Below are 12,106 nucleotides of genomic sequence, written 5' to 3' on the forward strand. Positions count from 1 at the left end.
CTCCATCACTCCATCACTCCATCACTCCATCACTCCATCACTCCATCACTCCATCACTCCATCACTCCATCACTCCATCACTCCATCACTCCACCACTCCACCACTCCATCACTCCACACCCCCTAGTACCTCCTCAACACCGTCCGCACCGGCGGCTTGCTGTGGTCCGTCTCCGGGTAATCCAGCGTGTAATGCAGCCCGCGGCTCTCATGCCGGCGGATCGCGCTGTCCACGATCAACGACGCTGTCTCCACCAGGTTGCGCAGTTCCAGCACCTCCTGGGTGATGCGGAAGTGCCAGTAAAACTCCTGAACCTCCCGCTTCAGATTGCGCAACCTCGCGGCCGCCCGCTGCAGGCGCTTGGTGGTGCGCACGATGGAGACATAGTCCCACATCAGACGGCGGATCTCATCCCAGTTGTGGTAGATCACCACGATCTCATCGATGTCCTGCGCATCGCCTGACTGCCAGGGCGGAATCTGGTACTGCTGCTCCTGGGCCTTGCCCATGGGCATCTTGTGAATCAAAAACTCCACCGCCTTGTGGGCGATGACCACGCACTCCAGCAGGGAGTTGCTGGCCAGGCGGTTCGCCCCGTGCAGCCCCGTGCAGCCCACCTCACCCACGGCGCACAGACCGCGCAGGGTGGTCGCGCCGTTGATGTCCGTCTTCACGCCGCCGCACTGGTAGTGCGCCGCCGGGACCACAGGGATTGGCTCCTTGGTCATGTCGATCCCCACGCTCAGACAGGTCTGATAGATGTTGGGGAAGTGCGAGATGATGAAGTCCGCCGGCTTGGACGTGATGTCCAGGTACACACAGGGGCCGCCCGTGCGTTTGATCTCGTGGTCAATCGCCCGCGCCACGATGTCACGTGGGGCCAGGGAGCCGCGAGGGTCATACTTGTGCATGAACTCCTTCCCGTCCTTGCCCACCAGCACCGCACCTTCGCCGCGCAGGGCCTCGGTGATGAGGAACGAGCGCTTCTGCGGGTGATACAGGCACGTGGGGTGGAACTGGATGAACTCCATGTCCTCCACACTGGCCCCGGCCCGCCAGGCCATGGCCACGCCGTCCCCGGTCGCCACCTTGGGATTGGTCGTGTACTGGTACACCCGGCCACAGCCGCCCGTGGCCAGGATCACGCGGTCACTGCGGTACGTCTCCACCTCACCCGTCTCCTCGTTCAGAGCATACAGGCCCAGCACCCGGTCCTCTGAGACAAATCCCAGTTTCGCCGTGGTGATGAGATCGATCGCGTAGTGATGCTCCAGCAGGGTAATGTTTGGCTCCTGGCGCGCCGCCGCCACCAGCCGGTCAGAGATCTCCTTCCCCGTGGTGTCGTGGTGGTGCAGGATCCGGCGCTTGCTGTGGCCACCCTCCCGCGTGAGGTCAAATTCCAGATGCCCGTCCACCTCGCGCTGGTCGAACTCCACACCCAGCTCCACCAGCTCCGCGATCCGTGCCGGCCCTTCGTTCACGATCGTGCGCACCGCGTCCTCCTTGCACAGGCCGGCACCCGCGATCAGGGTGTCCTGCACATGACGCTCAAAGGAGTCTTCGTCACTCTGCACGCACGCGATGCCGCCCTGGGCCCACGCGGAGTTTGAGTCCTCTGCCGTGCGCTTGGTGAGGACCAGTACGCGCCCATGGCGCGCCGCTTTCAGTGCCACGGTCAGACCGCCGGCACCACTTCCAACGACAATGAAGTCGTATTCCTGCATGTGTCCTATTCGTTGCGAACGCTCGCAGATGCAAGCGGCACGCATGATCTCAAAGGGTCCCGTCCAGCTCCAGATTGTCAATGAGCCGCGTCCGGTCAAAGAACACCGCCGTGGCCAGCAGCGCATTCGCGTCCACCTCCGTCAACGGTGCCAGAGTGTCCCGGTCCACACAGGCGATGTAGTCGATCACACCCAGCGGCGCGTGCATCTGCAATTCTGCCTGATAGGCCTGGATCAGTACCGCCGCATCCCGCTCCCCCGCCAGCCAGCGCCGCCGCACCTGCAGCAGAGAGCGCCGGATCGCCGGGGCCTGCGCCCGCTGTTCCGGGGTGAGGTAACGGTTCCGGGAGCTCATGGCCAGCCCGTTCTCCTCCCGCACCGTCTCACTGCCCACGATCTGCACCGGCACATTCAGATCCCGCACCACGCGGCGGATGATCGCCAGTTGCTGGTAGTCCTTCTTGCCAAAGACCGCCGTGTGCGGCTGCACCAGGTTAAAGAGCTTCAGCACCACGGTGCCCACGCCATCGAAGTGCCCCGGGCGACTGGCCCCGCAGAGGCCCGTGCTCAGCCTCGTCTCCAGCACCATCACCGACCGGTCCGGCGGGTACATGTCCGCCGCGTCCGGGGCAAAGATCGCATCCACGCCGACGGAGGCGCACTTGGCCGCATCCGCCTCCAGTTCCCGCGGGTACTTGGCGAAGTCCTCCTTGGGACCAAACTGGAGCGGGTTCACAAAGATGCTGACGATCACCCTGCCACCCTCTCCGGCGATCTGGCGGGCATCCCGCATCAGTTGCAGGTGCCCCTCATGCAGGGCGCCCATGGTGGGGACAAAGACGACCGGCCCGCTCTGGGCAGACCGCCATGTGTTCAGTTCGGCAAGGGTGGGTAGAAGGGTCATGCTAGGACTTGAGATCGCGACTCTCGAATACGAGGACACCGAGCACGAACAACGTCAAGCCCACCCCGGCGAGGATGGAGTAGTTTCTCAGCAGCAGCGCCCACGGGATGCGCTCCGCGTACAGATGCACCCAGGACTCCATGTAGGAGGTCATGAGGAGGTGCTTGTAGCTTTCCATGAACTTCCCCCGCTTCACGATCATGTCGATCAGCAGGTACGACAGGGCCGTGATGGTCGCGGCAGAGGGCTTGATCCGCCAGCAGGAGAAGAAAAACGCCACACACGCCGCCAGGCTCATGCTCAGACTCAGCGCCACCGAGGCCAGGGCATACCGGTACAGACCGTCCGCCGCATTGTAGAACTCCAGCACCCCCTGATCCGGAGCAAAGACAAAGAGCCCCCCACCCCACCCCTGGAGCGCCACCCCCAGCCCCAGAGCCGACCACGCAATGAACTGGATGAGGATCCAGGAATAAACAATACAGCTCAGGAACTTCAGCACCAGCAGCCGGAGCCGGCTGATCGGCCGCGCCAGCAGCAGGCGCAGGTTGCCATCCTCACTCTCCTTCGCCACCACATCCCCCGCCACCAGGGTGATGTAGATCGCGCCCAGGATGAACACCGCCGAGGCCACAATCAGGAATGCCAGGGTGAGCGCAGAAAAGTAGGACTCAAACGCCTCCCCCTGCCGCGAGATGATGCGGCGGAAGAAGCTCGCGGAACCATCCCGCTTGAACACATAGAGCAGCACCGCCTCCAGCAGCAGGAACGCGCCAAAGCCGATGAAGGTGCGCTTCCGGGAGAGCATCTTGCGCAGCTCCGCGCCCCATTGGATGAGAAAAAGTGTCATGCCGCCGTGTTCGGGTTCGCCGAGAGTTCGAGGTACCAATCTTCCAGGGTCTTGCGGTGCGGCGTCCAGGCCTGCACCTTCACGCCGTCCAGCACCAGCTGCTCCAGCAGGGCCGGGCCACCCATCTGCCCCGGCAGCTCCACGAGGCCCTTTTCCTTCCACACCGCACCGCAGCGCTGCACGATGTACCTGGCCCGCTCCGTGTCCGGCGTGTCCAGCAGGTACTCCCGCGCCGTCTCCTCCCGCCGGCCCAGGGCCCCGTCGTACACCTTGTGCCCCGCCTTCAGGATCACGCAGCGGTCACACATGAGCTCCACCTCCGCCAGCAGGTGGGAGTTCAGCAGGATGGTCAGGCCGTGTTCTTTCCTCAATGCCAGCACGGTGGAGCGGAACTCGTGAATCCCCTCCGGGTCCAGCCCGTCAGTCGGTTCATCCAGCAGCAGGATCTTCGGCATGGGCAGCAGCGCCTGGGCCAGGGCCAGCCGCTGGCGCATGCCGTGACTGTAGGTGCGCACCTTGTGATGCACCCGCTCGTGCAGGTTCACCAGTTGCAACACCCGCACCACCTCCTTCTCCTCCCACCAGCCGCTCAGGGCACACAGGGAGCGGAGATTCTGCCAGCCGCTCATGTATTCGTAAAACGAGGGTGCCTCAAAGATGGCCCCCACATGGCGCAGTGCCCGGGAGCGCTCCTTCTGCACACTGTGCCCCGCCAGCGTCACCTCCCCGGCATCTGGCCGCACCATGCCCAGCATGATGCCCAGCACCGTGCTTTTGCCCGCCCCGTTGTGGCCCAGCAGTCCGGTTATTTCCCCATCCTTGACGGAGAAGCTGACGTCGTCCAGCGCCAGCCGGCCCGCGGTGAATCGTTTGGTGAGTCCGTTTGCCTCAATCATCTGCCTTTGCCCCCGGGTTCACTCCTGGCCGTCATTCACCACGAACTGGATCTCCTTCGCCACATGCCCGTCCGCGTACAGGATGTTCACCTGCACGTCGCGGTACTTGTGGAAGTTCTCCTTGTCACTCATCACCGGGATGCGGCTGCCGTCCCGGATGAAGCCCATGAAGTTCATGTCTCCGGCCGTCTGGTTGTTCAGCAGGTTGTTCCACAGGTAGCTCGTGCCCGTCTTCTGGAAGAGGCCCTTGTTGTCCGCCTTGCAGCAGAAGACGTCCGTGCCGTCCACGTAGTCACTCAGGGTGTTGTCCATCACCGCCTCGTCAGAGTCCTTGCTCTCCCGCGCCACCAGCATGGTGGGCATGAGGTTGTTGTGATCCGCCAGGTAGAGCTGGAGCGCGCCACCCAGCCCCTTCAGATTGCCCATGCAGTGCACCGCCCGGGAGCCCGCCACCACCCGCTGCGTGGCGGGCACGGCAAGGGTGGCCAGGATGCCGATGATCACCACCGTGACCAGCATCTCCAGCAGGGTGAAGCCGCAGGTCCCACCGGGGCGGCGCAGGGTTCGCAGAAAGGTTCTCATGGGAGGTAGCTGGCTAGCGTGCAAGTCGTCGCTTCGTATCGGTCAACCAAACCCCAGATCGCTCACCGCCCGGGCATCGAGCGCAGGCGCTGCTGCATTTCCTCCAGCAGCGGGGCCAGATCCATCTTCGTCTCGGCACTCGCCTCCTCGTAGTAGGCGCCCATGCCCTTCTCCACCATCTTCTCAAAGGCCTGCGCATCCTCCTTCTGCATGCGCTCCATGCCGCGCTGGTCGCCCTGGTTGCGCTTCATGTCCGCCCGGGCCCGCTCCACCGCCTTGCGCCGGTCCTCGGGTGACATGGCGTTGAAGGCCTTCATCACGGACTTGAAGTGCTGCTCCACCGTCTGCTGCAGGAAGTAGGATTTCTCCTCCTTGTTCAGCGACTGGAAGTAGCGGTCACTCACGTCCTGCCCGTCCTCCCGCATCTGCCGCCGCTGGTCAAAGTCCAGCAGGTTCATCTGGGCAATCGTCGCATCCATCTGCTTCCGGCGCTCCGCCTCGCTCAGGTCAGACGCCCCTTCCTGCAGCCAGGGGGCCCCGGCCATGAGGTTCAGCACCTTCTCCGGCGTGGAGGTGTGCTTGTCCGTGGCATTCATCACCGCCGCCACGGCACCCCAGATGGCGACCAGGGCTAGCAGCGTGACCAGAAGGGCTCGGGAAGACATGACTCAAGAAGGGGGAGATTATTTCCGCCCCAGCTTGCGCATGACGATGGCCTTGAAGCCATCCAATTCTTCATTCCGCAGCAGGGCATTGACCCCGAAATAGACGGCTGCAGCCCCCCCGATGGTTACAAACAAACTCACCAATCGCATGGCCGTGTGCTGATGCCGCCAGTCTGAGAGGATCGTGGCCTGCCCCAGCCAGCAGACGCCCGCCATGCAGACGACCGCGATGAGGAGCTTGCCCACATTGATCGCCAGGCTCCGCCCCTGCATGCGACCCGCCACCTTCCGCATGGCCAGAAAAAGCAGGCTGAAGTTCACCAGCGCAGACACGCTCGTGCTCAGCGCCAGCCACTCATGCCCCAGCTTGAAGACAAAGACCGTCAGCGTGTTCATCAGGGCACTCACCCCCACCGCCACAAAGCTGACCTTCAGCGGGACAAAACGCTTGTCGATCGCGTAGAACGCGGGCTGGATCACCTTGATCGCTGAGTAGAACACGAGACCCCAGGCATAGCTCTGCAGGGCGATCGCGGACATCTGGGTGTCGTAGTAGGTGGACCGGCCGCGCTGGAAAATCAGGCCCACAATCGGCTCCGCCAGGATCGCCAGCCCCACCGCCGCAGGCAGCGTCATCAGGAAGACCAGCTTGATCCCCTTCACCAGCGTGTGCTTGAACTCCGGCGTGATCCCCTCCGTCGCCAGGCGGGACATCGCGGGCACCGTCACCGTCGCCACCGCCACGCCAAAGAGGCCCAGCGGGAGCTGCACCAGCCGGAACGCCTGCCCCAGCCAGGTCACCGGGCCGTCTTTCACCAGCAGGCAGGAGGCGAAGATGCTGCTGAGGAACACGTTGAACTGCACCACGCTGCCAGAAATCACCGCTGGCCACATGAGCTGGAGCACCTTGCCCACCCCCGTATCCCCGCGCCACCGGAAGTCTGGCTTGAACTTGAACCCGATTTTCCTCAGCGAGGGCACCTGAATGAGGAGCTGCGCCAGACCGCCTGCCAGCGTGCCAATCGCGAAGCCGATCAGCGCCTTGGGGCCAAAGCTGGGATCCAAGTACCAGCCCACCGCCCCGCCCACGATCATGGAACCGAGGTTGAAGAACGTGGAAGACACCGCCGGGATGCCGAAGACCTTTTTCGCATTCAGCATCCCCATCACCAGCGCCGCCAGGGACACCAGCAGGATGAAGGGGTACATGATCTGCGCCAGCAGGACCGTGAAGTGGATCTTGCTCTCGTCATCCATCCACCCCGGTGCCATCAGCCGGATGATAACGGGAGCCAGGAGCACCCCCAAAATGGAGACAATGCTCATGAAGATCGCCGCCAAGGTCAGCATCTTCCGCGCAAGGTCCCAGGCAGACGCATCGCCCTCTGTCTGCATCTTCTTGGAGAAGGTGGTGACAAAGGCCGTGGACAGCGCCCCCTCCGCGAACAGGTCCCGCAGCATGTTCGGCGTGCGGAACGCCTGGTTGAAGCAGTCCAGCCACTTGCGGTTTTCCCCGGCGAACAGCGCCGCCAGCACCATCTCGCGCACCAGCCCCAGCAGGCGGCTGCTAAAGATCGCCAGGGTGACAATCCCGAAGGCCTTGGTGCTCACCGCCGCACTCTGCTTCGCGCTGGGTGACGGGGCGGGTTTTTCTGGTTTCTGTTCAGAAAGGGGACTGGCGTCGCTCATGTCGCAGCAGCAGAGTTGGGGACGTTGGCGCTGTCAGATTAAGATCGTTTCACCGACGCACGGCGCAGCCGATCCATCATGGCCAGGCCGAGCTCCCTCTCTGGCAGAGGTTCGGCGATGATTTCATCCACCCCCAGCTTGTCGAGCTCCCGCAGGGCAAAGAAGAACCGCACCGCCGCCTCCGGCAGCTTCCCTTTCCCGGGGCTGAGCACCATCACGTGGTCCCACTCCGCCAGGTCCGAGTAGCCATCGTCCGGGTCGCCCCGGTAGCTCAGCAGCGCGTACTTCTTGCCCGGCTCGGGGGTGAATTCCTCCGGGGACTCCAGCAGGCGCAGCGGCGTCCGCGGGGCGTAGTGGGAGGGCAGTTGGCCCGGGGCCTCCAGCTTCTCCTGCTCTTCCGGCTTCAGATTCCTGGCCAGGATCGGTTTGCCAAAGGGCTTCAGGTCATCCGGCGTGATCGGGCCAGGACGCAGGATGATGATGCGCGCCTTGGGCTTCGCCGCCTCGATCCGGATGATCGTGCTCTCCAGACCGTGCATGGTCGCACCCGCGTCCAAAATAAGAGGGATGCGGCCGTCCAGCTCCGCCTGCACGGCCGAGGCCGAGGTCGGGCTGATCGAGCCAAAACGGTTCGCGCTCGGAGCCGCCAGCGGCTTGTCCAGCGACCGGGCCACGCGATTGAAAACCAGGTGATTGCTCGCCCGCACCGCCACCGTGGGCATGCCAGCGGTCACCAGATCCGGCACCACCGCCTTCTTCGGCAGCACGATCGTGAGCGGACCGGGCCAGAATTTCTCGGTGATCTTCTTCACCACTTCCGCAATGTCCTCTGGAACCTCTGCCACCAGGTCGAGATCCTTCTTGTGCGGCAGGTGCACGATGAGAGGGTCAAACGCCGGGCGCTCCTTTGCCGCAAACACCTTCGCCACCGCATCTGCATTCAGCGCATCCGCCGCCAGACCATAAACCGTCTCCGTCGGCAGCGCCACCACCTCCCCGGCGGACAGCGCACGCACCGCCTCATCCACGGCTAAACGAAAGGCTTCGGGATGGTCGGTAGGGAGAGTGCGTGTTTCCATGAAATTGGCCGACGACAGTCCGTCAGTTCTCTGCAAAAGCAAGCGGGGGGAGGGGGTCAGGGGTGGTTGGACGGTGGGGATTAACCACAGAGGCACAGGGAACACAGAGGGATGAGACTGAGGTTTGGACAGAATTAACAGAATTCACGGAATTGGGGTTGGCTTCCTTGGGAGAGTGTTTTTGCGCGGATCCGCAGCTCAAGGCCCTCCCACCCTCAGCGCCTCCCACATCTCCCCACCACGTCCGCAAACAGGGTTGGAGTACCGCGTTTACGCGGCTCACGCCCCAAACCACCGGGGAAGTCCGCTATCCCGCCCCGCCCACTGACGTCCCTGGCAAGATGCCGGGAACAGCACGCAAGATGCGTGCGCTCCCCACTGACCTCGGCCCCTCGCTTCAGGGAAACCCGACCAGGCACTTGCGCCGTCTCAACCAGCGCACCGTCTCAACCAGCGCACCGTCTCAACCAGCGCAGCGCCTCAACCAGCGCAGCACCTCAACCAGCGCCTCCCCCGCAAAACAGAAACTGAGGGCCAACGGCCCGGCCTCATACCAGCCCTGGGCAACGCCCAGGGAATAGGGCACAAAAGAATGCTGAGGGCTGTAGGCCCGACGTCATTCAGGGAAACTCATTCCCCCCCCATCCGCCCACAACATCCCAACTGCCCCGTCCACGCAGAGCGGGACGGCTCAGGAAACAATCCTCCCACCACCCCTAAACCAGCGGAGCGTCTCAACCAGGTGCCGCCCCGGCGGCACCGTCTCAACCAGCGAAGCGTCTCCCCTTTCCCCCTCACAATGCCTGCGCCCGCCGGAGCTCGTCATGCTCAAATGCGCTGGCCATGCGATGAATCTCCGCCGATCGAGCGCCAGCCTCTTTCGCGGTTTCACGCCAGGTCGCCGTCACCGCTGCCACCTCCTTGATGATGGTCCGCGCCTGACCAAGCGAAAGGGCGAAGTAATCTGCCGCAGACTCCAGCAGATCCAGCGAACAAGAGCCTTCATCCAGGTCGATGTTAGTGGTTAGAACCCGAGCCTTCAGATCTACCGGCACTGGATTGAGATCGTACGCAGGCGAGAGCACCCACCCGGCACGTCCCTCCCAGAGAAAGCCGTGATTGCGCAAATGATCATCCACATTGGAAATCAGCACATTAAACGCCACCCTTCGATACAGAGCGTGGGCGTCAGCAGTCGCTCTCGCGCCATGACGCGTGAGCGCATCCACCATTTCCGGGTAGCTCCCACGCTCACCGTCCCGAGCCCCTAGCATGGCCATGGCAGACAGAAAGGGGATGCGCGAGGTCTTCACCCGATCAAATCGCCGGGAAAGCAACACCGCCCGTCCTGCCACCTGCACCAGCGAGTGCTGCGGTGTGACGATGCCAGCCCGATCAGCCAGCCGCAGTGCAATCTCCTCCCATGTCTCGATGCTGTATTCGTCCGTTTCTTTCGGGAACTTGGCAATCGAGAGATGCCCATGTTGATCCATCAGTGATGCCTTCGGCCTTGCCCCACCCAACGACGATCCGGGTGCAAAAACGAGCTGCAAATCATCTTCCGTCTCCTCATCACGCAGGATCCGTTCGGTGCTTTGAAGTAGTCGCCCCAAGTCAATGAGCGCGGGCACCCCTGATTTGGTGGGAGCGAGAAATAACTCTTCCTTGCCCCCGACCCGACGGAATCTCAGCGCCCCAAGCCGTGTCTCGTCCGCCACACCGAGCAAATAATCACTCTCCATCAGCGTCCGTACCGCCCGCCCCTCACGTTCAGCCAGACGGCGTTCGGCGCGCTGCATCAGCCGTCGCCCCCAAGTGTCTGGCGCAGAATCCCCCAATGCACCGTGCACGGAGAGCCCCTCCAAGGGGGCAAAGGTGCCACGAGTCAGTCCAAGCGCCGGTTCCAGGGCAAATCGATCCCCATCTTGCAGCCACGTATCCGCGTACTCAAAGAGGATCGTTTCTCGACCACGCGCTACGTTGCACCGTGCCAGGCCCACTCGCCTGGTCTCGCCTCCCAGAGACACGTGGACCTCGAAATCAGACATCGCTGCTTTTTGGATGAGGCATTTTCTTCAAGCGCACACGCTTCGGCAAGGCAACGCTGGCGAGTTCCCGTCCCACTCGATCCCGGCTCAAATCTGCCAACTGCCCCAGCCCATCGAGCAGCCCCAGAGCCTGTAGCACGGCCGCATAGATTCCTATGCTGACCGCAGTGTCCCCTTCCTCCACTCTCTGCAAAGTCGAGCGGGAGGTAAAGGCACGGTCAGCCACCACCGACATCGGCAACTGTCGCCGACGGCGAGCATCACGAAGGTCCTCTCCAAGCTTGCTCATGGCCCGTCGTACCGCCGCAGAAGGGTGATGGGGAGTAGGCATACAATGTCATCTTCGCACTACTTTAACGGATGTAAAGCCTCAGGAAGACGACACAAAACCCCCGCAGCCGTCTCCCCCTCCCCTCATCCAGGCGCTTGCGCCGTCTCAACCATCCCGCTTGCGGGAGTCTCAACCAGGTGCCGCCCCGGCGGCACCGTCTCAACCAGCGCAGCGTCTCAACGTGCCGCTTGCGGCACATCTCAACTCCCCAACCCCTCCACCGCAGGCAGCAACACCTTCGCCATCGCCTCGTTCCCCGCGCCATCGGGATGCACGCCATCCTTGGCCAGGCTCGCATCCGACACCACGCCGTAGAGATTCACAAACGCGCAGCCCTGTTCCTTGGCCAGCTTCTCAAACCCCTCGCCCAGTTCCTTCACCTTCGCCTCCCGCTCCTTCGCGATCGGCTTGGACGGCCCCAGCGCATCCTTCCGGATGTTCGTCGGCCCCACCAGCAGGATGGGCAGCTTCGCGCCGTAGGCCTTGCGGGCCAGCTCGATCATCTTCGTCACATTCGCCACCGCGTTGGGCACACACGTCTCCTTGATGTCCAGCCGCGCATCATTCGCCCCCAGCGCAATGATCAGTGCATCCGCCTTGGTCTGACGCGTCAGCATGGCTTCAAACTCCGGCAGCGACTTCGTGGGCCGGCCGCCCTTGCCTTCATTGATGAGCTTGAGCTTCCCGCCGGACTGCGCCTCCACCAGCGTCACCCAGAGCCTGTTCTTCTCCTCAGCACTCAATGCCCCGCCTTGCGTGATGGAGTCACCATACGCGATCACCGTCCTGGGTTCCGCACCCTCTGCCAAACCGGCACCGAACAACAAACCCACCGCCAGAGACAACGGAGCGAGGAAACGAGAAAAAGGAAGCTTCATACGGTGACCATACACCTCCAGCCCCGCCCGCCTCTCGCCAAAAAATCGCGTCTCCTCGCATCTTTCCCGCCAGCCACCCGGCCTCCTGCCTCCTCCTGTCTGGCCTATTTCTTCTCCTCCCCCGCATCGTGCGAGATCTGCATCTTTAAAAACCCCGACTCCTCAAACACCCCGCATCTCGGGCAATAGAGCCACATGGCCTTCTTCTGCGACATGCCAAAGTCCGTCTCCCGCCCCTTGCACTGCGGGCAGGCAAACTTGAACCCGCGGATCAAAAGACGCACCGCCAGGATGGCCCCCGTCGCCCCCAGGATGAACACGCCCAGCCCGCCCAAGGCACCCACCACGTTCCCCACCCCGTTTTTCGGCAGCAATATGCCCAGCCCCCCCAGCAGCATGAACACCGGGAACCCCATGCGAATAAGACAATGCCAGGCAATAAAACCCATGGCCACAGAC

Annotated in this window: 12 protein-coding genes; all 12 read right to left on the reverse strand. The window is 63.1% G+C overall.

Annotated features, from left to right (window positions below):
- Positions 1-123: 123 nt before the first annotated feature.
- The 12 genes from nadB to VSP_RS28535 all read right to left on the reverse strand — a co-directional run bounded on the left by nadB (position 124) and on the right by VSP_RS28535 (position 12,096).
- Positions 124-1,725, reverse strand: a complete 1,602-nt coding sequence (gene nadB, locus VSP_RS28480) for an L-aspartate oxidase (protein WP_009965016.1) — start codon at positions 1,723-1,725, stop codon at positions 124-126.
- A gap of 49 nt (positions 1,726-1,774) precedes the next feature.
- The gene (panC, locus tag VSP_RS28485; protein WP_009965018.1) at positions 1,775-2,629 is read right to left on the reverse strand and encodes a pantoate--beta-alanine ligase; all 855 of its coding nucleotides are present in this window, start codon (positions 2,627-2,629) and stop codon (positions 1,775-1,777) included.
- Position 2,630: 1 nt separating this feature from the next.
- Entirely contained in the window at positions 2,631-3,479 is an 849-nt protein-coding gene (locus tag VSP_RS28490; RefSeq protein ID WP_009965020.1) for an ABC transporter permease, read from the reverse strand.
- On the reverse strand, positions 3,476-4,375 hold the full coding sequence (locus VSP_RS43705) for an ABC transporter ATP-binding protein (protein WP_009965021.1): 900 nt from the start codon (positions 4,373-4,375) through the stop codon (positions 3,476-3,478). Before VSP_RS43705 ends, VSP_RS28490 begins: the two co-directional genes overlap by 4 nt.
- An 18-nt stretch (positions 4,376-4,393) precedes the next feature.
- Positions 4,394-4,957, reverse strand: a complete 564-nt coding sequence (locus VSP_RS28500) for a type II secretion system protein (protein ID WP_009965023.1) — start codon at positions 4,955-4,957, stop codon at positions 4,394-4,396.
- Between the two features lie 62 nt (positions 4,958-5,019).
- Complete coding sequence (locus tag VSP_RS28505) at positions 5,020-5,622, reverse strand: type 2 periplasmic-binding domain-containing protein (protein ID WP_009965024.1); 603 nt, start codon at positions 5,620-5,622, stop codon at positions 5,020-5,022.
- A gap of 18 nt (positions 5,623-5,640) precedes the next feature.
- Positions 5,641-7,311, reverse strand: a complete 1,671-nt coding sequence (gene murJ, locus VSP_RS28510; RefSeq protein ID WP_009965025.1) for a murein biosynthesis integral membrane protein MurJ — start codon at positions 7,309-7,311, stop codon at positions 5,641-5,643.
- A 38-nt stretch (positions 7,312-7,349) separates the two neighbouring features.
- On the reverse strand, positions 7,350-8,390 hold the full coding sequence (locus VSP_RS28515) for an L-threonylcarbamoyladenylate synthase (RefSeq protein WP_044133696.1): 1,041 nt from the start codon (positions 8,388-8,390) through the stop codon (positions 7,350-7,352).
- Positions 8,391-9,184: 794 nt separating this feature from the next.
- On the reverse strand, positions 9,185-10,438 hold the full coding sequence (locus tag VSP_RS28520; protein ID WP_009965027.1) for a type II toxin-antitoxin system HipA family toxin: 1,254 nt from the start codon (positions 10,436-10,438) through the stop codon (positions 9,185-9,187).
- Positions 10,431-10,769 (reverse strand): helix-turn-helix domain-containing protein, encoded by a 339-nt coding sequence (locus VSP_RS28525; RefSeq protein ID WP_029190835.1) that lies wholly within the window; start codon positions 10,767-10,769, stop codon positions 10,431-10,433. The genes VSP_RS28520 and VSP_RS28525 overlap by 8 nt, the downstream gene beginning before the upstream one ends.
- A gap of 200 nt (positions 10,770-10,969) precedes the next feature.
- Positions 10,970-11,647: an SGNH/GDSL hydrolase family protein gene (locus VSP_RS28530; RefSeq protein ID WP_044133697.1), complete on the reverse strand. Its 678-nt coding sequence runs from the start codon at positions 11,645-11,647 to the stop codon at positions 10,970-10,972.
- A gap of 104 nt (positions 11,648-11,751) precedes the next feature.
- Complete coding sequence (locus VSP_RS28535; protein ID WP_198141252.1) at positions 11,752-12,096, reverse strand: hypothetical protein; 345 nt, start codon at positions 12,094-12,096, stop codon at positions 11,752-11,754.
- Positions 12,097-12,106 lie beyond the last annotated feature (10 nt).

This window comes from Verrucomicrobium spinosum DSM 4136 = JCM 18804, assembly GCF_000172155.1.
Lineage (GTDB): Bacteria > Verrucomicrobiota > Verrucomicrobiia > Verrucomicrobiales > Verrucomicrobiaceae > Verrucomicrobium > Verrucomicrobium spinosum.